Below are 26,985 nucleotides of genomic sequence, written 5' to 3' on the forward strand. Positions count from 1 at the left end.
TGTGCAAACCCCGTTTGACGGAGTCTGCGGTCATTCCGAAAAGTGTCTGAAGCCGTTGGTTTCAGCCAACTCATGGAATGGGTGGATTGTTCCAGCGTTGTACCGTGACGATCATGTGGCCTTCGCCGGTCAGGGATTTCCCTGCGTCGTCGACGGCGGCGATCACCTTGAGGTTGCCGGCATTGTTGGTGGACATCTTGCGTTGCGGGTTCGGCCCGGCATCGCCCGGTGTGAACACGCCACTGTCGGCCTGCATGGTGCCGGCGAACTTGACGTCTTCGTCTTCCTTGGCGCGGTCGTCGAAAGCCTCGACCGACCACTGCGCCGGGAACACGCCGATGCGATACGGCTTGCCATCAGCGCCCTTGCCCCAGGCTTCGGCATCGAAACGGCCCTGGACTTTCGGCGTCGAACCACCGCCCTCGCCGATTCGCGCCACCGAGAACTCGGGCACGACTTTGACTTCGGCGATCTTGCTGTAGACCGACAGGGTCGGGCCTTTCAGCGTGCCGACAGTGACGTTGCGCAGACCCGGTTGAGCATTGGCGGCAGCCTTGAGTTTGACGCGCATACGCTCGGGGCTTTGCTCGATGACTTCGACCACGTCCACGCCTTTACCGAAGTTCGGTTTGCCGGTGAGCCCGCTGCCGATCAGGGTGACTTCGGTCTCGGCCCCCGCCTTCAGGTAACCCGGTTGAACCGCCAGCAAACGACTGCTGCCCTGCTTGGCGGCAACGAAGTCCAGCCCGCGCTCATCGTGCTCGGCTTCGAACATCCGGCCCTGCATCGCATTGCCCTGGGCGGCAAACACCTGGCGCATGGTCACGCCGTCGATGGTCACGTTGCCGCGCCATTCGTAACCGGTGTAGAGAATCGCGCTGCCATCGCCATTGAACGGGCTGCCGTCGGCGTATTGGCCTTTGACGCTGACTTTGAACGTGTCACTGCCATCGGCCGTGACGCTCATCACTCCGGCCAGTTCGCCTTTACCCGGCAAGTGGCCGCTGAAGCTCCAGTCACCCACCAGCGCTTCGGCTTTCGGCGCGCTGCTCAGCCATTTTTTCCAGGCCGGGTTGTCCAGCGGATAACGCTTGGCCAACAACGGCACCATGTCTTTTCGAGCCAGGTCGAACCAGTCGCGGTCGCGGGACAGCGCCTGGTATTCCAGGGACGGCCATTGGCCGAGGTGGAAGTTCACCAGACGCTCCCATTCCTGGGCCGGACGCCGTTGCAGGGCGACCCGCGCACCGGAGTGGCAGCGCCCGCACATCTGGCTCGTCTGGTCGTCGAATTTTTCGACGGTATTGAGTCGGCGCTCCAACGCATAACGCACGCCATCGGTCTCGCTCGGCGCCAGGCCTTGGGTGTCGGCCAGGTATTTGACCAGGGTGCGGCGGTCGTCATCGCTGATCTGCAAACCGTGCATGGTCTGCATCCGGGCGATGCTCATCAGCCAGCCTTCGGGGGTTTTGCGCTGGTGGCTGATGCGGCTCAGGGCGTTATCGGCTTCGGGGGTGTGACAGCCCTGGCAGGTTTCCTTGAGGATGGTCTGGGCGTCGCGGGCTGCCAGGCTGTCGGGCGAATGCAGCGCCACACACGCGGCCACGGCCAGCAGACTGGCGCTCAGGCCTGATCGGAGTCTTCTCTTCATCAACGTCGAACCTCGCACGGTGCTTTCTTATTTTTGTGGCTTATCGTTTTTATGGTTTCTGCCGCCGGCGGCGCACCGCTGACGGAGGCAAGAGAAACGTCTGCGATGAGCAATACACGGAGCGTGCCAGCTTGCCGATGCCCTTTTTTATCAAGCAGTTACGCGAAGGCAAGACCTGTGAATCGCGTCTACAGGGGGTCGTCTGCGTCTAATATCGCGACAGGTGTTGCAACCTGAGACAAGCATAGATGCCCCGGCCGGAACAGTTCATCGCCCGACGATTGACGGCCGTTGCAGGCGGGTGCGAAATGGTGGTTCACCGATTGCCAGTCAGGGGATAACACAATGGCAAGCATCACTGTCCTGGCGGGGGACTTTCTGCAGGGTGATGGAGAGTACAGAGACGGCGTTTTCACCCTTAGAACGTCGCTTCATCCGTGGCCCGGCATCACCCTGCCGCTCTCATCGTTCAAGCGCGTGGAAGTCGCTAACCAGGAATCGATCAACAACATCAAGGACGCCATCGGCTTCGGCGTGGCGGGCGCGATGTTCCTGGGCCCTATCGGCGCGATTGCGGGATTCATGCTGGCCGGCAAGGAAACCGAAGTGACGTTCCTGGCGACGCTCAATGATGACAAGAAACTGTTGGCTGCCGTAGATAGCGACACGTTTGAGGAGATTTCGCGGAAGATCCATTCCTGACCCGCCGTCACCCCGCTACACTTGCGTGTTGCGGGGACGCCGGTTCAACTGGCCAATGTCGAGGAGATGCTTTTATGAGCCTCGATTTTTTGCTGAATATCCGCCACAAGTACCGCAATGTCATGGGGACTGTTCAAGTTCCATACGGGGACGTTCGTGGCGATCAGATCCACTTTTCCAGTCATGCAGTCACAGACCCGAATCGTAAGAGACTGGTCTGCCTCCATGATGCACGTGCACACGGCGGGCAGCATTTTGTGTTCAATGATGCTTTGAATTTCCAGGGTTGAAAGGAACATCGTTACCTCCCTTACACCAGATGAGTGGCCGGATGAACGGTCCATCGCTTCATCCACCGAGCCAGAAAATTCTAGTCCCCAATAGTGGGTGTCTCAAGGTCGCAACCGGTCGCTCGTCGTCTCATAGTTGTCGCAATTTGCAACAGCCGCACAGCGTCGGCGATACCCACGACTGATCCAAAACCCCGCCGACCAAGGGTGGTCCGCCCTTTCCCGGCACTTGGCACAGCCATTGCGAAAGCCTCCGTTCTCACGAACAACAAGAGGTCTCGCCATGCCCCTCCCTTATTTGCTTCCCGCCACTTCCGCGTTCATCCAGCGCGCCCCGCGCATGCTGATCGGCGGCGACTGGGTCGAGGCCGCCGACGGCCAGACCATGCCCCTGCACAACCCGGCCACCGGCGAAGTGCTGTGCGTGGTGCCACGGGCCACGCCCGAGGATGTCGACCGCGCCGTGCTCGCCGCCCGCCAGGCCTTCGACGATTCCGCCTGGACCCGCACCCGCCCACGGGAGCGGCAGAACCTGTTGTGGAAACTCGCCGACCTGATGGAACGCGACGCCGAACTACTGGCGCAACTGGAATGCCTGAACAACGGCAAAAGCGCTGCAGTGGCCCAAGTCATGGACGTGCAACTGTCCATCGATTTCCTGCGCTACATGGCGGGCTGGGCGACCAAGATCGAAGGATCCAGCGTTGAAGTGTCGTTGCCGTTGATGCCCAACGATCAATTCCACAGCTTCATCCGCCGCGAAGCGGTGGGCGTGGTCGGCGCCATCGTCGCCTGGAACTTCCCGCTGCTGCTGGCCTGCTGGAAACTCGGCCCGGCCCTCGCCACCGGTTGCACCGTGGTGCTCAAACCCGCCGATGAAACCCCGCTGACCGCGCTGAAACTCGCCGAACTGGTGCTGGAAGCCGGTTATCCCGAGGGCGTGTTCAACGTGGTCACCGGCACCGGCATCACCGCAGGCTCGGCGCTGACCCACAACCCGCTGGTGGACAAGCTGACCTTCACCGGCTCCACCGCCGTGGGCAAGCAGATCGGCAAGATCGCCATGGAGTCCATGACCCGTGTCACCCTCGAACTGGGCGGCAAATCACCGACCATTGTCATGGCCGACGCCGACCTGAAGTCCTCTGCCGCCGGCGCCGCCAGCGCGATCTTCTTCAATCAGGGCCAGGTGTGCTGCGCAGGGTCGCGGCTGTATGTGCAGCGCAAGCATTTCGACAATGTGGTGGCGGACATCGCCGACATCGCCAACGCCATGAAGCTCGGCAACGGGCTGGACCCGAGTGTCGAGATGGGGCCGCTGATTTCGGCGCGTCAGCAGGAACGGGTTTACGGTTACATCGAGAAGGGCCGGGAAAGTGGCGCGACCATCGCCTGCGGGGGTGAGCAGTTCGGGCCGGGGTTCTTCGTCAAACCGACGGTGATTGTCGATGTCGACCAGAAGCACTCGCTGGTGCAGGAGGAGATCTTCGGGCCGGTGCTGGTGGCGATTCCGTTCGATGATGAAGCCGATGCGCTGCGCATGGCCAATGACAGTCCTTATGGGCTGGGCGCGAGCATCTGGTCGAACGACTTGGCGGCGGTGCACCGGATGATTCCGCGGCTCAAGTCGGGTTCGGTGTGGGTCAACTGCCACAGCGCGCTCGATCCGGCGCTGCCGTTTGGCGGGTACAAGATGTCCGGGGTCGGGCGTGAGATGGGGTATGCGGCGATTGAGCATTACACCGAGTTGAAGTCGGTGTTGATCAAGCTCTGATTTGCGGCGACCTTCAGGCCGCCTTCGCGGGCAAGCCTCGCTCCTACAGGATTACGCAGCCCTCTGTAGGAGCGAGGCTTGCCCGCGAAGAAGCCAGACCAGTCACCAAACATTCAAGGTTTAAACCCCTGAGCCAACAACCACCCCCGAACCACCCGCCCCTGCTCCACTGTCAACCCCGCCAACGCCTGTTCGACCGGCTCGGTCCGCACCCGCCGCAGCAACGGCGCCAGCTCAACCCCTTGCACATGCCAGATCCCCAGCGGCTGATCCGCCGTCACCACCACCTCGGCCTCATCCACAAACCCGTCGTTCAACACCGGCGCCCGCTCAATCCTCAACGCCGCAAAATCCGCCTCGGCATGGGCCACTTCAGCATCCGGCCACTGCCGCCGCGCCTGCCAGAACGGCAGCTCCCGCCACCGCTGCTCATCGGCATAAAAATCCCGGCCGATCCGCGCAAAGCGCAAAAAAAGCTGCTCTACCCGCTGCTGATGAAACCGTTGTGCCAGTGCCGCCCGTTCCGGTTTACGCATCAACGTGTTGATCACCGTGGGCGCCTGTAACGCTGAAGACAAGGATTGGAAGATGCCATTGCCCGACAGCGGATCCACCGCCATCGCGGCATCGCCGACCCGGATCCAGCGTTCACCACACACCTGCGGGCTCAAAATCGCCGTGCTGCTGCGCGCATGCAACTGAAGATCGATTTCAGCATCGACACCGAAAAACTCGCGCGCCAACGCCGAACCCTGACGTCGCGCGCGACAGTAATCCAGTAACTGCGCCTTGCCCGGCAACTCGGCGCTGGCCACGTCCACCGTCCATTGCCAATAACACTGACCGTCGGCCCGTCGCGCCATCCAGGCCCAGCCGTCCTCAAGGCTTTCCACCGCACTGGCGGTGCTGCCCGACGTGCCTTGCCAGCGATTGAGCAGGCTGACCGTCTCCGGCCCGCGCAGGCCTTTGCCAAGCGCAGGGGCCTGACGCCCACGGGCTTCCACCAGGAAATCCGCGATCAACGCCTCACGCCCTTCAATCTCAACCCGATGTCCGGTCGCCGAGGTTTGAACGCCCAGCACCCGACCTTCGATCAGCTCAACGCCCGCCAGCCGCAGGTCTTCGCGTAAGCCTCGGTCGAAGCTCGGACGGTCCAACAGAAATTCGATGTTTTGCGCATGCTGCTGACCGTTCCACGACACCTGCCGCTGGGAAGGCAGCGCCGCGTCCGCCAACGCCTGATGCAGACCCGCACCGCGCAACGCCTCCAATACCCGAGTGGAAACGCCTTCCAACGCGGCAAACCGACGCCACTCACTCACCAGGGTCACGGCATAACCGAGCCGCCGCAAACCCAGGGCAACCGCTGCTCCCGCCGGCCCCGCACCAAGAATCAGAATCATGGCCCGAAGCGCCGTTCAGGGCCGCGATAGCGGGCGTTCTCGCGCAGCCACTCAATGATGTGTTCGTTGCTCGCGTCGGGATTGGCCACCAGAAAACCCGCAATGTGCCCGCTCAACGCCGCACACCCAAGACTCGCACCCGACTGCCCCGGATAGGTCCCATGCACACACGCTGCGAAATCGGCTTGGGCACTGTTGAGCCACGACCATTCATGCTCGGCGCAGCGCGCATCGCCGGTGACTCGCAGCACTTGGGGGTAATTCGCCGGAAACACGCCCTCTCCCTGCGCCGGGCTGGAGGCGCACAGCAAAATGCCCCGCGCTACCGCCGCTGCGCAGGCTTCGCGCAACAGGCTTCGATCCTGCCGCAAGCCAAGACTCAAGTTGATCAACCGAACGTCCTGCGCCACCAGCCAGTCAATCGCGGTGGCGATCTGCAAGGCGCTGGTGACGCCGCGCTGGTCAAACACCTGCCCCACGCAAAACACCGCCGCAGGCGCCCGACGTCCAATCGCCTCGATCACCGCGCTGCCGTGGCCCAACGGGTCGTCGCGCAAGTCGCTTTCGGCCAGGCCATCTTCCAGCAGCGAGAAGCGCCGACCAGCGATCACCTGCACCCGTTGCGCCGCCGAATGGCCGCTGTCGACCACGCCGATCCGTAGCTCAGGCTTCATGCAGCACCGTTTTTGAAATGAGTACGCCGTCGAGCAATTCGAAGCGCAAATCGGCATCGGCCAGCGTGGAAGGTCGATGGCTGATCAAGATTCGCGTACGCCCGGCAAACAGTCGGTCGATGGCCTCGATGACTTCGCGTTCGGTGGCTTCGTCCACCGCCGAAGTGGCTTCGTCAAGTACCAGAATCAGCGGATCCTGTAATAGCGCCCGGGCGATGGCGATGCGCTGTTTCTGCCCGCCGGAGAGCTGCTGGCCGCGCTCGCCCAGCGGACTGTCGAGACCTTCGGGCAACGACTCGATCAGGCTGTCGAGTTGCGCCAGCCTTGCGACTTCGGCAATCGCTTCGCGACTGGCATCCGGCACCGCGTAAGCGAGGTTGTCGGCGAGGCTGCCGCGAAACAGCACGATGTCTTGACTGACCACGGCAATCCGCCGACGCAGCTGGAACAGATCCAGTTCCCGCAGGTCGACCTCCCCCAACAACACCCGGCCGGATTGCGGATCGTGATGGCGTTGCAGCAGATCGATGAGCGTTGATTTACCAACACCGGAGCCACCGCTCAGGGCGACTTTCAAGCCATAGGGGATTCGCGCTTCAATGCCGCGCAAGGTCGTCGGGCGGCCGGGATGGCTGAAGTGCACGTCATCGAAACGCAATTCACCGGAAGCCGGCATCGGCTTGGGTTCAACCGGTGTGAGCACGGTCGGTTCCTCACCACGCAGTTCCATGACCCGCCCGAGGCTGACGGTCATCCGCTGAATCGCGACATAGAGCCCGAGCAGGCTCTGAACCGGCCCGACCGCCATCCCCAGATAGGTGGAAAACGCGATCAGCGCGCCCAGTTGCCAAGTGCCCTGCACCACCCAATAACCGCCAATCAAAAACGCGCAGGCGCGGGACAATGACGTCAGCGTGCCAGGCACCGCCTGGGTGAAAAACTCGGTGACTTGCAGGCGCAGCAACTGGCTCATGTAGCCTTGACCGAGCGACTCCAGCCGACGCGACTCACGTTGCTGCTGGCCGGCGGACTGGATGAATTTCATCACCGGCAAGGTCTCGACCATGAACGAGGACATGTCCGCCGAACGCTCGCGCAACTGCCGCACATCGCGCTCGACCTTGCGCCGCATCCAGCGCAGCCAGAGCACGTCGAGGGGAATCAGCACCAGCGCCAGCAGCGAGAGTTTCCACGACAGGGTCAGCAGCATGGCCACCGCAACCACCAGGCCAACGATGCTCGATACCGCCGAGAACAGCGAATCCACCGCGAAGCGCTGGATCTCCGCGACATCGCCATCGAGGCGCGACATCAGATCACCGATGCGCCGTTGCCCGTAGAAGCTCGGCGATAACGTCTGCAAATGCCGATAGAGGTCGTCGCGCAGGCTGAACAGCATCCGCCCGGACAGGCGCGTGTGCAGGTAGCGATTGATCCCCGACAACGCCGTGCCGAGCAGCCCGGCGAGAATCATCAACCCGGCAATCAGCACCAGCATCGGAAAGTTTTTCGCCAGCAAGCCATCGTCAATCAGCAGTTTTGTCAGCCACGGTTGCACCAGCACCAGCGACGAGGCGCAGACCGACAAACCGAGCAACCCGGCGATCGCCAGCCGATGCGGGCGCACAAAGCTGTAGAGCCAACGCAATGCCGCCTGCAGGGCTTCGGGGTTCTGGCTGTCGATCAGCCGAACGATCAAGCGCTGCATCACGAGCGCAACTGTTTGAGCTTGCGATACAGGGTCGCGCGGCTGATGCCCAAGGCGTCGGCGGCAGCCGAGACGTTGCCCTGATGGCTGTCCAGGGACTGGCGAATCAGCTCCAGTTCGTTTTCGCGAATGCTGCCTGATGCCGGGCGCTCGGTGGCGGTCAATTCGTCGAGCATGCTGTCGGGCAAGTGGTCGAGGGTGAGCACCGTGTCCCCCGGTTCGCGCATGGCCAGCGCGGTGCGCAGGACCATTTCCAGTTGGCGGATGTTGCCCGGCCAGTGATAGCCGTCGAGCAAACGGCTCAAGTCGTCATGCAGAACCATCGCCGGGGCATCAAGTTTGGCCAGCAGGCGAGCGACCAAACCGCTGAAATCCTCACGCTCGCGCAGGGCCGGGAGCATCACGCTGATGCCGTTGACCCGGTAGAACAGGTCTTCGCGGAAGTGCTTTTCTTCGACCAGGCGCTTGAGATCCCGGTGGGTGGCGCAGATCAGCGCGACATCGATGTCTTGTTCCTCGCCGGCACCCAGCGGCGCCACTTTACGGTCCTGCAACACCCGCAGCAGACGTGCCTGCAAAGCCAGCGGCATGTCGCCGATTTCGTCGAGGAACAAGGTGCCGCCGTGGGCCTGTTGCAGCCGACCGATCATGCCGCCACGACGGGAACCGGTGAAGGCGCCTTCGCGGTAGCCGAACAGTTCCGACTCGATCAGGCCCTCGGGGATCGCCGCGCAATTCACCGCGACGAAGGGTTTGTCGCAGCGGGTTCCGGCCATGTGCAAGGCGCGGGCGATGACTTCTTTACCGGTGCCGGTTTCACCGAGCAGCAACACTGGCAATTCGTTGGCCAACCCTTGGCGGGCCATGCGCAGGGCCCGGGCGTAACGGACGTTGCTGCCGGCCAGGGATTCGAGATCCGGTTGTGGTTTGGCGGTTTTCGCGGTGGTGCGCGGCGGTGTGCTGACATTGATCGAACGTTGCGGCGCACGCAGGGTTTTGTAGAAGAATTCGCCTTTGGCAGTCTGCAAACTGCCGACGCCGCCCTGATGCAGGCGCGACAGCAATTGCAGGCCATCGACCCCCAGAAACTCTTCGCAACGGCGACCGACCAGCGCCGAACGCTCGGCACGCAGCAACTGACAGGCCTGGGCGCTGACCGCGAGGATCTGCCCGCCGAGGCTCACCGCCAGCAGGCCCTGCCAAGGGGATTCGAGGTATTGCCGACGGCTGTGGAAGGCGAGGACGATTTCATCCGGATAGCTTGAGTTAAAGACGCGGCTTTCGATCTGGCTGACCGCCATGGCCAGCAACGCGGTGCTGTCATGCACCCGGCCGAGCGGGCCTTCGCGGGTCAGGTCGAGGACGCCGAGGATGTCGCCTTGGGGGCAGTAAATCGGCACCGACGTGCAGGAGAAATCGGTCAGACGATCGAGGTAATGTTCACCGCAATCGATCATCGTCGGTCGGGCTTCGACCAGCGCTGTGCCCAGCGCGTTGGTGCCGCGAGCGGCTTCGCTCCAGCAGGCGCCGAGGGTGATGTCTTGCAGGCCGCTGCCCTTGAGGCGATCGGCGCGACCTTCGACGGCAAGAATGGTGGCGTCGGAGTTGGCGAGGATAATCAGGCCTTCCTTGCCCTGGCGGTCCGCCAGGTAGTCGATGGCCGGCAATGCGGCGTCGATCAGCAGGCGATTGCTCGCCAGCAGCACGTCCAGGCTAGCGGACGACTCCAGCGCCAGTTCGTGCTTGGCATTGAAATGCACGCCATGGCTGAGACTGCGCCGCCACGACGCATCGATTTCGGCCCGCAACACGCCATCGGGGACTTCGCCCTCGAGATGGAGTTTTTCCCGGGCCAGCCGGGCTTCGCGGTGAAGCTTGGGAAGAGTTGTTTTTATTAGCGTCATCAAGCGCTCCGGATCGGTCCGCTTTGCGCTTATTCAAGATCAGCGCCCTGCCGCAATCTTTACGTTAACGTCAGGGCGATGGCAAGTGCCTTACGGCGCTTGTGTTTCATCCGGGGGACCGCGTTATCGTTCATCGCGGGCGAACCAAAATTTCCCGCCAGGCAAATAACCTGTAGGAGCGAGGCTTGCCCGCGAAGGCGATCTACCTGGCACCAATGATCTCAGAGCTGCCACACCTCGGCATTCACAAAAAACGCCCGGGCATTATCCTCAAGGCTCTCCAGGTGATACCCGCCCTCCTGCACAATCAAACACGGCAACCCAAGGCTGCGAATCCGTTCGCCCAGCAGCGCAAACCCTTCCCGCGTCACCGCCACTTTGCTCTGCGGGTCCAGTTCGAAAATATCGAAGCCCAGGGACAGCACCAGCACCTCGGCACCAAAGTCCTTCACCGCCGCCAACGCCACGTCCAATTGTTCGAGGAAGTGCGCCTCACTCGATCCATGCGCCATCGGCAAGTTTAGGTTAAACCCCTCGCCGGCCCCGACGCCGCGCTCATCGGCAAACCCGGCAACTCCAGGATAGAAATTGGTCGGATCGCCATGTACCGAGACGTAGAGCACGTCATCGCGGTCGTAGAAAATCTCCTGAATCCCCTGGCCGTGATGCATGTCGGTGTCGAGCACCGCAACCTTTTCAAACCCGGCGCGTAACACCTGCGCCGCCACCGCTGCATTGTTCACATAACAGAAACCACCTGCCGCTTCGGCCCGGGCATGGTGACCCGGTGGACGACACAAGGCATAAGCCGCCGGCTCGCCATCGAGTAACGCCTGAGCACCGGCAACCGCGCTTTGCGCCGACCAATACGCCGAGCGCCAGGTCTGCTCGCCTACCGGGCAGCTGCCGTCCGCCAGATAGCGCGCGGCTTGAGCGAGAATCCCGCGCAAGGCATTGGGCTCGCGCACGAAAATGTTCGACATCACCTCGTCGCCCCAATCCTCGGGAATTTCCTTCCAGCGCCGATGCGCTTCCTGCAGGAATGTCAGGTACGGCGCGCCGTGGACCGCCAGCAATGGCGTCAGTCCGGCATCGGCGGGTTGCTCGACCTTGAAGCCAAGGGAATGAGAGGCCTGCACCAATCGCTGCAAACGCTCGGGCACTTCCTGCGGCGTGCGCATCTGCCCCCGTGAGTAATAGCTGCGTGGATGGTGGAGCAATTGTTCGGGGTGGAAAAAACTGCGCATGGGATAAATTCCTATTCTTGAACCGGGTGCGCCCTTCTGTAGGAGCGAGGCTTGCCCGCGAAGGCTGTGTGTCAGTCAACGTCGATGTCGAATGTGCTGACGCCTTCGCGGGCAAGCCTCGCTCCTACAGAGATCATGTTTATTCAGCTTTTTCGGCGCGGGCCAGCACGGCGTTGAGCAGGACGTCGGTGCCCTGCCGCACGTCCTCGGGCAGCACGTCTTCGGCTTCGTTGTGGCTCAACCCGCCAACACACGGGATAAACACCATCGCCGTCGGGCAGAACCGCGCCAGGTGAATCGCGTCGTGCCCGGCGCCGCTGACAATCGATTGCTGAGCGTAGCCCAGCGCGTCCACCGCCTGCTGCACGGCTGCCACGCAGTCGGCATCGAACGGTGTCGCCGGGCTGATCCAGTGCGGGGTGATGGTCAGGTTCAAGCCACGGCCGTCGGCAATTGCCTGGAGTCGCGCACGGACCTGTTGCTCCATCGCTTCGATGGCTTCGTCGCGGTGATGACGCAGGTCGACGGTGAAATTCACCAGGCCGGGAATGGTGTTGCGCGAGGACTTGTTGATGCTTAATTCGCCCACGGTGGTCAGGCCTTCCGGGGCGAAATCAGTGGCTAAACCTTCAATCGCCTGGATCATCCGCGCCACGCCGTACAAGGCGTCCTTGCGCAGCGGCATCGGCGTGGTGCCGGCGTGGGCGGCCATGCCTTCGACCCGCACGTCGAGCCAGCGAATCGCCTGCCCACCGCTGACCACGCCGATGCTTTTGGCGTTGTCTTCGAGGATCGGGCCCTGTTCGATGTGCGCTTCAAAGTACGCATCCACTGCGCCGCCCAACGGACGCTCGCCGGCATAACCGGTGCGCTGCAACGCTTCGGCGACGCTGATGCCATCGATGTCCCGCACCACCAGCGCCGCGTCCAGAGGCATGATGCCGGTGAACACCGCCGACCCGAACATGGCCGGGGTGAAGCGTGCGCCTTCTTCGTTGGTCCAGACCGCCACTTCCAGCGGTTTGCGGGTCTGGATGCCGAGGTCGTTGAGGCAACGCACCACTTCCAGGCCGGCGAGTACGCCGTAGACACCGTCGAAGCGCCCGCCTTCAGGCTGGGTGTCGAGGTGGCTGCCCATCATCACGGGGGCGGCATCCGGGTCGGTGCCGGCGCGGCGGGCGAACAGGTTGCCGATGGCGTCCACGCTCAGGGTCATGCCGGCTTCTCGGCACCAGTGGGCAAACAGTTCGCGGCCGGCCTTGTCTTCATCGCTCAGGGCCAGGCGGCAACTACCGCCACGGGCGGTGGCGCCGATTTCGGCCATGGCCATCAGACTCGCCCACAGGCGTTCGCCATTGATCTTCAACATGAGTGACTCCTGGAAATTCTGGATTAAGCGTTGGCCAATTCAATGCGTTCAGCACTGGCATGGCGACGGGCAAGGGACAGGACACAGATCAGCGACGTCGCGGCGATCAGGCTGTAGAACACCGCCATCGGCCACCATTGGCCGGCGAACTTGTGTGCCAGCATCGTGCCGATCAGCGGCGTCAGGCCACCGGCCAGGGCACCGCAAATCTGATAGGCCAACGAGATCGCGGTGTAGCGCACCCGGGTCTCGAACATGCCGCTGACGTAACCGGCGATCACCGCATAGAACGACGCCATGCACACCACCGCCAGGGCGATGCCGAGGATGATCAGCGGCGCCTGGGCCGAGCTGACCAAAACGAACATCGGATAAGGCGAGGCCATCGCCAGCAACGACATCAGGCACAAAAACCGCGTCGCCCCGATTTTCTCGGCAACCCACGCCGCCAGCGGCTGAATGCAGAACTGAATGATCGCCACCACAAACAGACACTCGAGAATCAGCGAGCGCGGCAGTTCGAGTTGCTGGGTGGTGTAGGCGATCATGAAGGTGTTGGTGAAATACACCCCGGCAATCCCGAGGGTGTTGGCGCCGATGCACAGCAGCAATGGACGCCACGCGGTACGCAGCACTTCCATGACCGGCGCCTGCTCCTTGCGCGTGCTTTTGCTCGCGAGTTCACGGCTGGCGAGGAACTCCGGTGATTCATTCACGCCCAGACGAATCGCCAGGCCCACCAGCAGCAACAACGAGCTGGCGAGGAACGGCAGGCGCCAGCCCCAGCTCATCAGGTCTTCTTCCGGCAAACGGGTGACTGCGCTGAAGGCCAGCAGCGACAGGATCAAACCCGCCGGGCTGCCCAGTTGCGCGAAGGAGGCGAAGAAATTGCGGCGACCTTTCGGCGCATGTTCGCCGGCCATCAACACCGCCCCGCCCCACTCGCCACCGACCGCGATGCCCTGGACGATGCGCAGCAGGATCAGCAGCACCGGCGCTGCGGCACCGATTTGTGCGTAGGTCGGCAGCAAGCCGATGCACACCGTAACCACGCCCATCATCAGCAAGGTGATGATCAACGACTTCTTGCGGCCGATCCGGTCGCCGATATGGCCGAAGATGATCCCGCCCAACGGCCGCGCAAAGAAGCCCACGGCGAAGGTGCCGAACGCGGCCATCGTGCTGAACAGTTTGTCGTCGGAGGGAAAGAACAGCGCGCCGAACACCAGGGCGGCGGCGGTCGCGTAGATGTAAAAGTCGTACCACTCGATCATGGTGCCGATGAAGGCTGCGGCTGCCGCACGGCGCGGCTGGGGCGAAGCGTTGGGCTTCATGGGTCGGGCTCCTTTGATTGTTTTTTTGGCAGGAGAGAATCGGTTCAATCAAGGCACTCTGACGGCGCCTGTCTGGGGATGATTTATCGTCTCGGGACTATGATTAGTCAATTTTCTATTTATTATGCGGACTATTACGACAGCTTATAATCGAGAGCCTCATGGCCGAACGCGATGTACAACGCCTGCTCAATGACCGTCTGGACTGGAACCTGCTGCGCACCTTTCGGGTGATCGGCCAGGAGCTGAGCATCAGCCGTGCCGCCGCCCGTCTGCACCTGACGCAACCGGCGGTGAGCCAGGCATTGAAGCGTCTGGAAGAGCAACTCGGTCGGCAATTGATCGCCCGTCGCGGGCCGCGTTTTGCCCTGACCGAAGTCGGCGAGCAGATCTTTGAACTGGCCGGGGAAATCTACGGGCAGATGTCCCAGGTCAGCAGCGTGCTGGAGCAACCGGCCGACGAAGTGATCGGCAAGGTGCGATTGCTGATCATCAGCCGGATCTACTCGGAGCGCTTCGACGACTTCCTCGCGGACTTTCATCACCAGCATCCGCGCGTGGACCTGGAAGTCGACGTGATGCGCAGCTCCGACATCGTCAGCGCCTTGCAGGAAAAGACTGCGACCCTGGGCCTGAGCCTCAATCGTCGTCCGCAACCACGCCTGGAACAACGGCTGTTCCTGCGTCAGCGCTACGCGTTTTTCTGCGGCAAGCACCATGGGATGTTCGGCCGGCAGAACGTGGTTGAAGGGGATTTGCAGCGGGAGAATTTCGTCAGTTTCACCAGCGACCAGATTGGCGGCATGCTCTCGCCGCTGACGATTTTCCGCGATCAGCAGGGTTTCAGCGGACGGATCGTCGCCTCGTCACCGAGCCTGGAAGAAGTCCGGCGACTGGTGATCGCCGGGTTCGGCATCGGCTGCTTGCCTGAGCACGTGGTGGCGGCGGATGTCGACGCCGGATTGCTCTGGCGCCTGCCGCCCCACGAAGGGATTGCCGATGTGGACATTCATTTGCTGTGGAACCGCGAGCAGCGCATGAGCCGGGCCGAGACGATCTTCATCGAGAGCCTGCAACGCTGCCTCACCGCCTAAACGCGCAAGACCTGCGCCACCGGTTCGCCCCCGCGCAAACGCTCGAGCAAGCGAGGCTCGGCATGATCGGAAGCCAAGGCTTGTTCGATCACGTCGGCCGCTGTTTGCCAGTCGAGAAACAGCACGCCGTTGTCATCCGCCAGCACCAGATCGCCGGGGTTTACCGTGATGCCGGCGCAGTGGATCGGCTGATTGATCTGGCTGTCGCCACGTCCGTGCAGTTTGGTGGTCAGCAAGCTGGTGCCGCGAGCGAAGACCGGCAGCCCGGCTTCACGCAGTTCCAGCAGATCGGTGACGGCCCCGTCCACCACGATGCCCACCGCTCCGGCACAGCTCGCGGCACAACTGGTCACCGCGCCGACCGGGGCGTGTTGCCAATCGCCGTCGGTGTCGATCACCAGCACGTCGCCGGGTTGTATCAGCGCAAGGGCCTGGTTGACGGCGATGGCATCGGCGCCCACCAGCTTCAACGTCAGCGCCCGGCCGACCAGTTTTACATTGGGCACCATGGCCCGCATTTGCGAGTCGGCGAAGCCCTCCTCCAGAAAATGCCCAAGGGTCGGAAAGCTCACTGCGTTGAGCTGCTCAATCAGCCGTGACTTATCCATGCTGCGACTCCTTCGTGATCAACTCGGCCACACAATCGATTTCCAGCGACACACCCCAGAGCGCCACGCACACCGTGGTGCGCGCCGGTGGCGCATGGCCGAGAAATTCGCGATACACCGCATTGAATGGCTCCAGTTGTGCGGGATCGGTCAGGTAGGCGTTGACCTTGATCACGTGGCTGAAACCGGACCCCGCTTCAATCAGGATCGCCTCCAGATTGCGCAAGGTTTGCCGCACTTGTTCGGTGAAATTGGCGGGCTGGTCATCAAGCCCGGTCTGGGCCGGAATCTGCCCGGCAGTGAACACCAGATGGCCGCTGACCACCGCTTGAGAGTAAGGGCCGACCGGGCCGATGAAGCCCGGGGCCGACTGGATTCTGCGCATAGTGTTGAACTCCATGGATCAGGCGGCTGCCGATTTGAAAGGTTTGCGGGCGGGTTGATCGTCGGTGGTCGCCGTCGTCGGGATTTCGCTGATGTCTCGCTTGAAGGTCTCGGTCAGCAGCAATAGCGCGATCAGCGAAATCAGCGCCGCGCCGATCATGTACCAGGCGACTGACGAGCCTTTGCCGGTGGCCGCCAGCAATGCCGTGGTGACAATCGGCGTTGCCGCGCTACCGAGCAGACCGGACAACATGTAGCTGATCGACAGCCCCGAATAGCGCACCCGGGTGCCGAACAGCTCGGCAAGGAACGTCGCAATCGGCCCGTAGTTGGCGGCGAATGCAGTCATCAGCAGCAAGTAACCGAAGATCACCAAGGGCAGCTCTTTGGTGTCCATCAACCAGAACATCGGGAACGCGACCAACGCCTCCGCGACGATGCCGGCGACAATGATCGGCTTGCGTCCGAAGCGGTCCGACAGTGCGCCGAACACCGGCAACATGACGATGCACCAGGCACAGGACAGCAGCACCACGCCGAGCATCACGCTGCGACTGAACCCGAGATTCTGCGTGCCGTAGGTCAGGCCGAACGCAACTATGATGTTGAACGAGGCACCGGTCGACATGGTGGCGATCCCGCCCAGCACCACTTGTTTCCAGTACTTGCGGAAGACTTCCGCCAGCGGCATTTTCACCTGCACCTCGGCTTCCTTGACCTTGTTGAAGGCCGGGGTTTCAGCGATGTTCAAGCGGATGTACAAACCAACCGCAATCAGCAGCACGCTAGCCAGGAACGGGATACGCCAACCCCAGGCCAACAGGTCTTCGGGGGACATCAGCGCCGCGATCAACAGGAAGGCCAGGTTGGCAATCATGGTCCCGGCCGGAACACCGATCTGCACCCATGAACCGTACAAACCACGCTTGTTGGCGGGCGCATGTTCCACCGCCATCAACACCGCCCCGCCCCACTCGCCGCCGAGCGCAAGGCCCTGGATGACCCTGAGCAATAACAACAGGATCGGCGCCCAGATTCCGATGGCCGCGTAGTTGGGTAACAAGCCAATGGCGAAGGTAGCGGCGCCCATCGTCAACAGGGAAATAAGCAACATCGACTTGCGGCCCAGTCGGTCACCGAAATGCCCGAACAAAGCTGCACCGACAATCCGCGCCAGATACGCCGAAGCAAACGTACCGAAAGCCAGTAACGTACCGATCAACGGATCGAAGTCCGGGAAGAACACTTTGTTGAACACCAGCGCCGAAGCCGTGGCGAACACAAACAGGTCGTACCATTCCACCGTGGTGCCGATGACACTGGCCACGGCCACTTTCTTCATGTTTGCAACTTCCGGGGGTGCGCCGGACTTTTCTGCGGACGATAGATCGCTCATCACTGTCTCCAGGAATTCATCAAGAACTCGTTTATTTAATTGTTTTGACTGGCAGTAAAACGTTCGTAGTGAGGATTGTTGTTATGTCTCGCCCAGTTGAATGGGCGAGTTTGCAAGGCAGTTACTTATTAATAACCGAGTGTTCGGTCCGCGCAATTCACTAGCGGTTCACCGGCATTTAATCGGCGGAAGTTTTCCGCTACTTGTTCGGCGATACAGTCGTGGGAGGCCGCCGAGGCCATGTGGGGAGTGATCGTTACGCCGGGCATTGTCCAGAGACGGTGATCGACCGGCAGGGGTTCCTGTTCGAAAACATCTAGCAGAGCACCGCGCAGCTTGCCTCGTTGCAGGGCTAGCTCGAGGTCGTCGATATTGAGATGTCCTCCTCGACCACAATTCACAACGGCGGCACCATTGGCGAGGTGTTCAAACGTTGCACCGCCGAGGATGCCCCGTGTTTCGCTGGTCAGGGGCAACAGATTGATCAGCAGTTCCACACCGTTCAAAAACGTGTTCAGTTGCTGCGCACCGGCGAAGGTCTGGACGCCATTGATCGTCTTGCTACTGCGCGCCCATCCACGAACGCTGTAACCGGCGGCCGCCAGATCCTGCGCAATTGCGCTGCCCAGCGACCCAAGCCCCATGACCCCTACTTTGAACTGCCCCGCCGCCCGTTGCAGCGGTCGCTCCCAATGCTGCTCGCGTTGCTGATTGAGTACCTGATCGAAGCGGCGGTGATAGTGAATCACCGCCCAGCGCACGTACTCGGTCATGCCTTGCCGGTGACCGGGATCGACCACCCGGCACACCGGCAAATCCGGGCACGACGGGTCGTGGTCCAGGTGATCGATGCCCGCCGCCACCGAGTGGATGACTTGCAGGTTCGGCAATGAGACAAGGCTGCCCGGTGGCGGAAACCAGCACGCGGCAATCTGCGCATTTTTGGCCAGAGGATCATCGGCCAGTACGGTGGTGAGCTGCGGCGCGCTGCGGGCAAACGCGGCTTGCAGTTGCTTGAGCAGCAACGTGTCGCGGGACAGCAAAACCACGGTGTTGATGGCGGTTTTCACGATAAGTAGGACTCACGCTGGGATTCGATCAGGGTTAGAGCGGCCTCCCAGGCCAGGTCGATGATGTTGTCCTGCTCATCGCGGTCAAACTGTTCGGCGGTGTGCGCACAGACTTCCGGGGACGGGTAATGCAATGCCGAACCACCGGCCAGCGCCGCGACCTGCGCCTGACAGGCGCGCTCCAGAAAGTGAATTTCCTGGAACGCCTGGGCGACGCCCGAACCGCCGACCAGCAAGCCGTGATTGCGCAAAATCATCGCCCGGTGCGGCCCCAGGTCGGCAATCAAACGCTCGCGTTCATTCAGCGACAACGCAATGCCTTCATAGGTGTGATACGCCAACTTGCCGTAGAACTTCAGCGCGTGCTGACTGATCGGCAGCAAGCCGTGCTTCTGCGCCGCGACGGCCATGCCTGCGGCGGTGTGCGTGTGGATCACGCAGTTCAAATCCGGGCGCGCCATGTGGATCGCCGAGTGGATGACGAAACCGGCGGGATTGACTCGGTGGCCCTGGTACACCGGATCGACGACTTGTCCGTCCTTGTCGATGCGCACCAGGTCCGAAGCGCGCATGCGGTCGAAAATCACCCCGTAGCGGTTGATCAGGAAATGATGCTCTGGCCCTGGAATCCGCAGGGTGATGTGGGTGTCGATCAGGTCGGTCATGCGAAAGTGCGCGACCAGGCGATACAGCGCCGCCAGTTCGCAACGGGCCTGCCATTCAACCGGGCCGATGTGTTCAGGTTTACTCACGAATACACCTCTTTAGCAGCGTGGGTGACGACCGGGTTGGCGCGCAGGCGAGCCAGGCCGCAAACACCGATCAAGGACAGGGCCGAAAGCAAGGTGAAGAACACCGCCAGCGGCAACCATTGTCCGGAAAACTTGCTCGCCAGCAGCGTGCCGATCAGCGGCGTGGTGCCGCCGGCCAGCGCGCAGCTGAGTTGGTAGGCGATGGAAATGCCCGAGTAGCGCAGATGCACCGGGAACGCCTGGGTCATGTAACCGGCGATCACCGCGTACAGCGCCGAAAGAATCACCACCGCGAGTGCGATGCCGACGGTCATCAGCACGATGTTTTGCGTGCCTACCAGCAGGAACATCGGGTACGGCGTGACCATGCACAGCAGCGCGACAAGTTTGAGAAAGCGGCCTTCGCCGATGCGCTCGGCGAGCAGCGCTGACAGCGGTTGCGAGAGCAACTGGATGACGGTCACCAGAAACAGGCAATCGAGAATCGTCGAGCGCGCGATGCCCTGGTATTGGGTGACGTAAGTGATCATGAAGGTGTTGGTGAAAAAGAATCCGGCCGAGCCGATGGTCACGGCCGCAGCGGCGAACAGAATCTGCCGCCAGCAGGTGCGGATCACGTCCTTTACCGGGTATTGGGCGGTCTCGTTGTTGTCCCGTGCCTTGGCGAATTCCGGCGATTCGTGGACACCGGAACGGATCATCAGGCCGACCATCATCAGCACACCGCTGGCGAGAAACGGCAGGCGCCAGCCCCAGTCCAGGAAGTCTTCAGGTTCCAGGGATGTGACCAGACGAAAGGCAATCAACGCGAGCAGCAGACCGGCCGGGCTGCCGAGTTGGGCGAAAGACGCGTAGAAGGTTTTGCGCTTGGCCGGCGCGTGCTCGCTGGCCATCAGCACCGCCCCGCCCCACTCGCCTCCGACGGAAATGCCCTGGATCAAACGCAGGACGATCAGCCCGACCGGCGCCCAGATGCCGACGCTGGCATAGCTGGGCAACATGCCGATGCCGGCGGTCGCCAGGCCCATCAGCGCCATGGTCACCAGCAGCATTTTCTTGCGGCCGAGGCGATCGCCCAAATGACCGAATACCATGCCGGCCATGGGGCGGGCGATGAAGCCGACAGCAAAACTGCCGAAGGCTGCCAGCGTGCTCATCACCGGGTCGCTGCTGGGAAAGAACACTTGCCCGAGCACCAACGCCGCGGCCGTGGCGTAGATGTAGAAGTCGTAGAACTCGATGGTCGTGCCAATGAAGGCTGCCGCCGCCGCTCGACGCGGTTGAGGGGTAGTGTGCATGCAAGGACCCTGTGTATTTATAGTTTTGGGCAGGTACTGAAGGCTGTTTGACGGTTGCACTCTGTGGCGCTTGTTGGCTTTATCGCTTCCGTGCCAGGATTAGTCAATTTTCAAATTCTTATCTTTACTATTAGCACTGCTACTACTTGGAATCTTTATGCCCTCCACTTCAAACCCGTGGGTCGGTCGCCGCTTTCTCAATGACCGCCTCGACTGGAACCTGTTGCGCACCTACCTGGTTATCGGCCAGGAAGGCAGCATGAGCCGGGCGGCGGCACGCTTGCACATCACACAGTCGGCGGTGAGCCAGTCGCTGAAGCGGCTGGAAGAACAGTTGGAATGTGTGTTGATTGCCCGTAGTGGTCGACGGTTTGACCTGACGGAAACCGGGGAGGAAGTGCTGCGTATAGCGGCGGATATCTACGGGGATATTTCGCGACTGGGCACGGTGGTGGAGAGTCGCCACGACGATGTGGTCGGCAAGATTCGCATCCTCACGGTCAGCGGCGTGCAAGCGCGACACTACGACGAGTTCCTCGCCGATTTCCACGAAACCCACCCGAAGATCGAGCTGGAAGTCGAGGTGATGGGCAGTTCGAACATTATCAGTTCGCTGCTGCAAAAGACCGCGACTATCGGCGTTGGCCTGTGCCGTTTACCGCAGCCACGGTTGGAGCAGCGGGTGCTGTTTCGTGAGCGTTATGCGTATTTCTGCGGACAGCGTCATCGCCTGTTCGGGCAGGAGAATCTGACCCTGGAACAGCTCGCGGCGGAGAACTTTGTCAGCTTCACCAGCGACCAGCTTGGCGGCAACCTTTCCCCGTTGACGCTGTTTCGCGACCAGCAGGGTTTTACTGGCAAGATCGTTGCCTCATCGACGAGTTTTGAAGAGATTTACCGCTTGATCTGCGCCGGGTTCGGTATTGGTTGTCTTCCTACTCACCTGGTGCGCCGCGATGTCGAGCAAGGTCTGCTCTGGCGATTGCCACCGGAAGACGGGGTGGTGGATTTCGATATTCAGCTGCTGTGGAACCGCGAGCAGAAGATGAGTCAGGCCGAAACGGTGTTCCTCGAAAGCTTCCAGCACATGCTCAGTATTCGTGAGCCTGTGCTGTGAAGTCCTGAGCGCTTAGACGTGAGGGTCGCCCGGTGCCTTGCTCGGCGTGGCGTATTGCGGCTTGAGATGACCGTCCTGATCAAGTAGCCAGGCATCCATGATCTGCCGCACGACCGGGCCGGCGACGCGACCACCGGCCTCGCCATTTTCGATCATCACCGAGATGACGATCTTCGGATGCTCGGCCGGCGCGAAACCGACGAACAAGGCATTGTCGCGGTTACGCTCCAGGGTTTTCGCCCGGTTGTAGCGCTCGCCCTGCTTGATCGCGACCACTTGCGCGGTACCACTCTTGCCGGCAATGCGGTACTGAGCGCCCTGCGCCGCCGCTCGGGCAATCCCGCGAGCGTCGTGCATCACCATTTGCATGCCATGGTTGACCTGCTCCCAGTCACGCGGGTCCTTGAGCAGGATGTTGGGCATCGGATGCTCGTCCACCGGCGCTACACCGTCCACGGTCTTGGCCAGGTGCGGCCGGTTCCACACACCTTTGTTGGCGATCAGCGCGGTGGCCTGGGCCAGCTGCAGCGGCGTGACCTGCATGTAACCCTGGCCAATACCGAGGATGACTGTCTCGCCGGGGAACCAGGCCTGACGGCGCGTGGCGCGCTTCCAGGCTTGGGATGGCATCAGCCCGGCTGACTCTTCGAACATGTCCAGCGAGACTTTCTCGCCGAGGCCGAACATCGCCATGTAGTCGTGCAGGCGATCGATGCCCAGCTTGTGGGCCAGGTCGTAGAAGTAGGTGTCGTTGGAGCGCATGATCGCCGCGTCCATATCCACCCAGCCGTCGCCGCTGTGGTTCCAGTTGCGGTATTTGTGATCGAAGTCCGGGAGCTGGTAGTAACCGGGGTCGAAGACGCGGGTCTGAGGGGTGACGACGCCGGCATCGAGACCGGCAATGGCCACCTCGGGCTTGATGGTCGAACCCGGCGCGTAAAGGCCGCGCAGGACGCGGTTGAACAGCGGCCGATCAATGGAGTCATGCAGCGCCGCGTATTCCTTGAAGCTGATGCCGGTGACGAACAGGTTCGGGTCGAAGCTGGGTTTGCTGACCATAGCCAGCACTTCACCGGTCGACGGGTCGAGCGCCACCACTGAACCACGACGATCGCCCAAGGCTTCTTCGGCCGCTTCCTGAAGTTTGACGTCCAGGCTCAGGACAATGTTTTTGCCGGGGATCGGGTCGGTGTGCTTGAGCACACGCAGTACGCGACCCTGAGCGTTGGTTTCGACTTCTTCGTAACCGACTTGGCCGTGTAATTCAGACTCGTAGAATTTTTCGATGCCGGTCTTGCCGATGGATTGGGTGCCGCGATATTCCACCGTATCGAGGGCCTTGGATTCTTTTTCGTTGATGCGACCGACATAGCCGATGGAATGTGCGAAGTGTGCGCCCATCGGGTAATGGCGGACGAACTGGGGCTCGACATCGATCCCCGGCAGACGGAACTCGTTGACCGCGAGGACGGCGATTTGCTGCTCACTGAGCTCGTAGAACAGGGTGACCGGCACAAACGGGTGGCGTGCCTGCTTCATGGCCTTGTCGAACAGTGTCCGGTCTTCGGCTGGCAAGTGCAGGAGGTTGACCACTTCATCCAGTTCTTCTTTGACGTCGGAGGCGCGTTCGCGGGTGATGGTCAGGTTGAAGCTGGGACGGTTGTCCGCGAGAACTACGCCGTTGCGGTCATAGATCAGCCCTCTCGTGGGGGTGATCGGCAGGACATGCACGCGGTTGTTTTCGGAGATTGTCGAGTGATAGTCGAATTCCACCACTTGCAACACATACATGCGCACCACTAGCGCACAGGAAATCGCGGCGACGAACAAGGCGCACACGATCAGCCGCTTGTTGACCAGGCGCGTCTCTTTTTCGTGGTCCTTGATGGGTATCGGTTCGGGCATTTCTGCAGCAGCTCTTTGACTAAAAAAGGGGCGCCGATCCGTAGGCTTGAAATCAGTCCGTTAAAAAACGAGCTGCACCATACCAAAAACTGTGCGGTCACTTTAGCGAGATTTTCTCGAACGGTTGTCCTTGAGGGCCAAAACGACAGTCGGCTCATTCTTTGACTCGTGCGTTTTGTTCAAGATTGATATTCCGATTCCTGCATTTTTCTTGGAGATAGGCCTGTAGATACTGGGTGCATGTCATTCCATTTTTTTGGTTGGGAGTCTTTCCATGCATCCACGATTTCAACGATTACTCGGTTCAAATGGGTTTTCCATCGGACTGGAACTGCCACTGGATAACGATTGGTCCAGCGATGGACAGCAGCTGCGGATTGCTGAAGATCGACCGTTCGGTGTTCCGGATTTGAAGCAACACGCGGCGATGGCGCGTTTGGCTGACAACGCTGGTTTTCGCGCACTTTGGGTGCGCGATGTGCCGGTTTACGACCCCAACTTCGGCGATGCTGCACAGGTCTTTGAAACCTTTTCCTACCTTGGGTATTTGGCCGGGATCACCGACAACATCATGCTCGGCACGGCGGCGGTTGTGCTGCCATTACGTCAGCCCTGGCTAACGCTGAAGGCCGCCAACAGTGTTGATGAATTGAGCGATGGGCGTTTGCTGCTTGGGGTGGCCAGTGGTGACCGGCCGATGGAATATCCGTTGTTTGGGGTAGATTACGATCAGCGCGGGGAGATTTTTCGCGACACGGTTGAGTTGATACGCAGTCAGGGTGAAGGTCGATTGCCTGAGGGGGCGTTTCTTTTGCCGGAGCGAGATCAGCCTGTGCCACTGCTGGTGGCGGGTCTGGGTCAACAATCACCTGCCTGGATTGGTGAACACATGGACGGCTGGCTCGCCTACCCTGGCACGCCGGATGAGCATCGGCGTCGAGTGGGACTGTGGCGGGAAGTCGGAGGTGATAAGCCTTACATCAGCTTCGTACACTTGGACCTGACGGCTAATCCTCATGCCCCCATGCGCCGTGTGCGCTTTGGTGGCAGCTGTGGACGACTGGCCTTGATTGATGAGCTTCAAGCGTTGCGTGAGGCGGGTGTGCAGCATGTTGGCTTGCACTTGCGTCGTAGCGAACGGCCTGTGGCGGAGGTTATTGAAGAGATCGCAGAACACGTACTGCCGAAGTTTCACTAACGATGCTGCTGGAATCTGGGATAGCCGTCGGGCTGTCCCTTTTTTGTCACGCCACTTTTCTACGGGCAAAAACAAAACCCCAACTGCTTTCGCAATTGGGGTTTCGGAATTTAATCTTGACGATGACCTACTCTCACATGGGGAAACCCCACACTACCATCGGCGATGCATCGTTTCACTGCTGAGTTCGGGATGGGATCAGGTGGTTCCAATGCTCTATGGTCGTCAAGAAATTCGGTAGCCAGGTCGTGGGCCCTTGCGGGTTCACGCTCCAGCGAATGGGTATGTGATAGATCGGGTGTTTTGTGAGCTCTCGAACTTTCGGTTCGTTTCGTCTTCACACACCGCAATCTGGTGCTCTTTCGCTTTTGGGCTCGAAGCAAGCAAATTGCTTGGGTGTTATATGGTCAAGCCTCACGGGCAATTAGTATTGGTTAGCTCAACGCCTCACAGCGCTTACACACCCAACCTATCAACGTCGTAGTCTTCGACGGCCCTTCAGGGGACTCAAGGTCCCAGTGAGATCTCATCTTGAGGCTAGTTTCCCGCTTAGATGCTTTCAGCGGTTATCTATTCCGAACATAGCTACCCGGCAATGCCACTGGCGTGACAACCGGAACACCAGAGGTTCGTCCACTCCGGTCCTCTCGTACTAGGAGCAGCCCCTCTCAAATCTCAAACGTCCACGGCAGATAGGGACCGAACTGTCTCACGACGTTCTAAACCCAGCTCGCGTACCACTTTAAATGGCGAACAGCCATACCCTTGGGACCGGCTTCAGCCCCAGGATGTGATGAGCCGACATCGAGGTGCCAAACACCGCCGTCGATATGAACTCTTGGGCGGTATCAGCCTGTTATCCCCGGAGTACCTTTTATCCGTTGAGCGATGGCCCTTCCATACAGAACCACCGGATCACTAAGACCTACTTTCGTACCTGCTCGACGTGTCTGTCTCGCAGTCAAGCGCGCTTTTGCCTTTATACTCTACGACCGATTTCCGACCGGTCTGAGCGCACCTTCGTACTCCTCCGTTACTCTTTAGGAGGAGACCGCCCCAGTCAAACTACCCACCATACACTGTCCTCGATCCGGATAACGGACCTGAGTTAGAACCTCAAAGTTGCCAGGGTGGTATTTCAAGGTTGGCTCCACGCGAACTGGCGTCCACGCTTCAAAGCCTCCCACCTATCCTACACAAGCAAATTCAAAGTCCAGTGCAAAGCTATAGTAAAGGTTCACGGGGTCTTTCCGTCTAGCCGCGGATACACTGCATCTTCACAGCGATTTCAATTTCACTGAGTCTCGGGTGGAGACAGCGCCGCCATCGTTACGCCATTCGTGCAGGTCGGAACTTACCCGACAAGGAATTTCGCTACCTTAGGACCGTTATAGTTACGGCCGCCGTTTACCGGGGCTTCGATCAAGAGCTTCGCGTTAGCTAACCCCATCAATTAACCTTCCGGCACCGGGCAGGCGTCACACCCTATACGTCCACTTTCGTGTTTGCAGAGTGCTGTGTTTTTAATAAACAGTCGCAGCGGCCTGGTATCTTCGACCGGCATGGGCTTACGCAGTAAATGCTTCACCCTCACCGGCGCACCTTCTCCCGAAGTTACGGTGCCATTTTGCCTAGTTCCTTCACCCGAGTTCTCTCAAGCGCCTTGGTATTCTCTACCCAACCACCTGTGTCGGTTTGGGGTACGGTTCCTGGTTACCTGAAGCTTAGAAGCTTTTCTTGGAAGCATGGCATCAACCACTTCGTGTTCTAAAAGAACACTCGTCATCAGCTCTCGGCCTTAGAATCCCGGATTTACCTAAGATTCCAGCCTACCACCTTAAACTTGGACAACCAACGCCAAGCTGGCCTAGCCTTCTCCGTCCCTCCATCGCAATAACCAGAAGTACAGGAATATTAACCTGTTTTCCATCGACTACGCTTTTCAGCCTCGCCTTAGGGACCGACTAACCCTGCGTCGATTAACGTTGCGCAGGAAACCTTGGTCTTTCGGCGTGGGTGTTTTTCACACCCATTGTCGTTACTCATGTCAGCATTCGCACTTCTGATACCTCCAGCAAGCTTCTCAACTCACCTTCACAGGCTTACA

At 60.7% G+C, this 26,985-nt stretch carries 21 protein-coding genes and 2 rRNA genes (1 of these 23 running past the window's edge); 5 read left to right on the forward strand and 18 right to left on the reverse strand.

The features are described 5' to 3' along the window. Positions 1 to 70: 70 nt before the first annotated feature. Positions 71 to 1,651: a quinohemoprotein amine dehydrogenase subunit alpha gene (peaA, locus tag ACA049_RS21135; RefSeq protein ID WP_497329557.1), complete on the reverse strand. Its 1,581-nt coding sequence runs from the start codon at positions 1,649 to 1,651 to the stop codon at positions 71 to 73. A 345-nt stretch (positions 1,652 to 1,996) separates the two neighbouring features. Between peaA and ACA049_RS21140 the strand changes: the two genes are divergently transcribed. After that, positions 1,997 to 2,353 carry a hypothetical protein gene (locus tag ACA049_RS21140; RefSeq protein ID WP_497329559.1) on the forward strand — a complete coding sequence of 119 codons (357 nt, stop codon included), beginning with the start codon at positions 1,997 to 1,999 and terminating at the stop codon, positions 2,351 to 2,353. Between the two features lie 44 nt (positions 2,354 to 2,397). Here the strand turns inward: ACA049_RS21140 and ACA049_RS21145 are convergent, their stop codons facing one another. Next, positions 2,398 to 2,652 (reverse strand): DUF1652 domain-containing protein, encoded by a 255-nt coding sequence (locus ACA049_RS21145; protein ID WP_497329561.1) that lies wholly within the window; start codon positions 2,650 to 2,652, stop codon positions 2,398 to 2,400. 274 nt (positions 2,653 to 2,926) lie between these two features. On the opposite strand from ACA049_RS21145, the gene ACA049_RS21150 reads away from it, so the two are divergent. Continuing rightward, positions 2,927 to 4,417, forward strand: coding sequence for an aldehyde dehydrogenase family protein (locus ACA049_RS21150; protein WP_497329563.1), 1,491 nt, complete (start codon positions 2,927 to 2,929; stop codon positions 4,415 to 4,417). Between the two features lie 113 nt (positions 4,418 to 4,530). On the opposite strand, the gene qhpG is transcribed toward ACA049_RS21150, so the two are convergent. The 7 genes from qhpG to ACA049_RS21185 form a co-directional block, all read right to left on the reverse strand. Then, positions 4,531 to 5,820, reverse strand: coding sequence for a flavin-dependent monooxygenase QhpG (gene qhpG / locus ACA049_RS21155; protein WP_497329565.1), 1,290 nt, complete (start codon positions 5,818 to 5,820; stop codon positions 4,531 to 4,533). Further along, a complete protein-coding gene (qhpE, locus tag ACA049_RS21160; protein WP_497329567.1) occupies positions 5,817 to 6,494 on the reverse strand; it encodes a subtilisin-like serine protease QhpE in 678 nt (225 codons plus the stop codon). The genes qhpG and qhpE overlap by 4 nt, the downstream gene beginning before the upstream one ends. Next, complete coding sequence (locus tag ACA049_RS21165) at positions 6,484 to 8,202, reverse strand: ABC transporter ATP-binding protein (protein ID WP_497329569.1); 1,719 nt, start codon at positions 8,200 to 8,202, stop codon at positions 6,484 to 6,486. Before ACA049_RS21165 ends, qhpE begins: the two co-directional genes overlap by 11 nt. Further along, positions 8,202 to 10,106, reverse strand: coding sequence for a sigma-54-dependent Fis family transcriptional regulator (locus tag ACA049_RS21170; protein WP_497329571.1), 1,905 nt, complete (start codon positions 10,104 to 10,106; stop codon positions 8,202 to 8,204). The genes ACA049_RS21165 and ACA049_RS21170 overlap by 1 nt, the downstream gene beginning before the upstream one ends. 221 nt (positions 10,107 to 10,327) lie before the next feature. Beyond that, positions 10,328 to 11,353, reverse strand: a complete 1,026-nt coding sequence (locus tag ACA049_RS21175; protein ID WP_497329573.1) for a histone deacetylase family protein — start codon at positions 11,351 to 11,353, stop codon at positions 10,328 to 10,330. 139 nt (positions 11,354 to 11,492) lie between these two features. Continuing rightward, entirely contained in the window at positions 11,493 to 12,722 is a 1,230-nt protein-coding gene (locus ACA049_RS21180) for a Zn-dependent hydrolase (protein WP_497329575.1), read from the reverse strand. Between the two features lie 23 nt (positions 12,723 to 12,745). Continuing rightward, positions 12,746 to 14,056: an MFS transporter gene (locus tag ACA049_RS21185; protein WP_497329577.1), complete on the reverse strand. Its 1,311-nt coding sequence runs from the start codon at positions 14,054 to 14,056 to the stop codon at positions 12,746 to 12,748. A gap of 161 nt (positions 14,057 to 14,217) precedes the next feature. Between ACA049_RS21185 and ACA049_RS21190 the strand changes: the two genes are divergently transcribed. Continuing rightward, positions 14,218 to 15,150: a LysR family transcriptional regulator gene (locus tag ACA049_RS21190; RefSeq protein WP_497329579.1), complete on the forward strand. Its 933-nt coding sequence runs from the start codon at positions 14,218 to 14,220 to the stop codon at positions 15,148 to 15,150. On the opposite strand, the gene ACA049_RS21195 is transcribed toward ACA049_RS21190, so the two are convergent. From ACA049_RS21195 to ACA049_RS21220, 6 genes are all read right to left on the reverse strand, one after another. Then, on the reverse strand, positions 15,147 to 15,758 hold the full coding sequence (locus tag ACA049_RS21195; protein ID WP_497329581.1) for an RraA family protein: 612 nt from the start codon (positions 15,756 to 15,758) through the stop codon (positions 15,147 to 15,149). The genes ACA049_RS21190 and ACA049_RS21195 overlap by 4 nt on opposite strands. Further along, positions 15,751 to 16,143, reverse strand: coding sequence for a RidA family protein (locus tag ACA049_RS21200; RefSeq protein WP_497329583.1), 393 nt, complete (start codon positions 16,141 to 16,143; stop codon positions 15,751 to 15,753). The genes ACA049_RS21195 and ACA049_RS21200 overlap by 8 nt, the downstream gene beginning before the upstream one ends. 18 nt (positions 16,144 to 16,161) lie before the next feature. Next, the gene (locus ACA049_RS21205; protein ID WP_497329585.1) at positions 16,162 to 17,538 is read right to left on the reverse strand and encodes an MFS transporter; all 1,377 of its coding nucleotides are present in this window, start codon (positions 17,536 to 17,538) and stop codon (positions 16,162 to 16,164) included. 128 nt (positions 17,539 to 17,666) lie between these two features. After that, entirely contained in the window at positions 17,667 to 18,608 is a 942-nt protein-coding gene (locus ACA049_RS21210; RefSeq protein ID WP_497329587.1) for a 2-hydroxyacid dehydrogenase, read from the reverse strand. Beyond that, complete coding sequence (locus ACA049_RS21215; RefSeq protein WP_497329589.1) at positions 18,605 to 19,360, reverse strand: class II aldolase/adducin family protein; 756 nt, start codon at positions 19,358 to 19,360, stop codon at positions 18,605 to 18,607. The genes ACA049_RS21210 and ACA049_RS21215 overlap by 4 nt, the downstream gene beginning before the upstream one ends. After that, positions 19,357 to 20,658: an MFS transporter gene (locus ACA049_RS21220; RefSeq protein ID WP_497329591.1), complete on the reverse strand. Its 1,302-nt coding sequence runs from the start codon at positions 20,656 to 20,658 to the stop codon at positions 19,357 to 19,359. The genes ACA049_RS21215 and ACA049_RS21220 overlap by 4 nt, the downstream gene beginning before the upstream one ends. 157 nt (positions 20,659 to 20,815) lie before the next feature. Between ACA049_RS21220 and ACA049_RS21225 the strand changes: the two genes are divergently transcribed. Next, positions 20,816 to 21,775 (forward strand): LysR family transcriptional regulator, encoded by a 960-nt coding sequence (locus tag ACA049_RS21225; protein WP_497329593.1) that lies wholly within the window; start codon positions 20,816 to 20,818, stop codon positions 21,773 to 21,775. A gap of 12 nt (positions 21,776 to 21,787) precedes the next feature. On the opposite strand, the gene mrdA is transcribed toward ACA049_RS21225, so the two are convergent. Next, a complete protein-coding gene (gene mrdA / locus ACA049_RS21230; RefSeq protein ID WP_497329595.1) occupies positions 21,788 to 23,680 on the reverse strand; it encodes a penicillin-binding protein 2 in 1,893 nt (630 codons plus the stop codon). 274 nt (positions 23,681 to 23,954) lie between these two features. Here mrdA and ACA049_RS21235 point away from each other — a divergent pair, with 274 nt between their 5' ends. After that, positions 23,955 to 24,878: a TIGR03571 family LLM class oxidoreductase gene (locus tag ACA049_RS21235; RefSeq protein ID WP_497329597.1), complete on the forward strand. Its 924-nt coding sequence runs from the start codon at positions 23,955 to 23,957 to the stop codon at positions 24,876 to 24,878. Between the two features lie 114 nt (positions 24,879 to 24,992). Here the strand turns inward: ACA049_RS21235 and rrf are convergent. Both rrf and ACA049_RS21245 read right to left on the reverse strand, forming a co-directional pair. Then, a 5S ribosomal RNA gene (gene rrf, locus ACA049_RS21240) occupies positions 24,993 to 25,108 on the reverse strand. Positions 25,109 to 25,281: 173 nt separating this feature from the next. Further along, positions 25,282 to 26,985 (reverse strand): 23S ribosomal RNA (locus ACA049_RS21245) (it continues 1,188 nt past the right edge of the window).

This window comes from Pseudomonas sp. LBUM1662 (assembly GCF_059695915.1).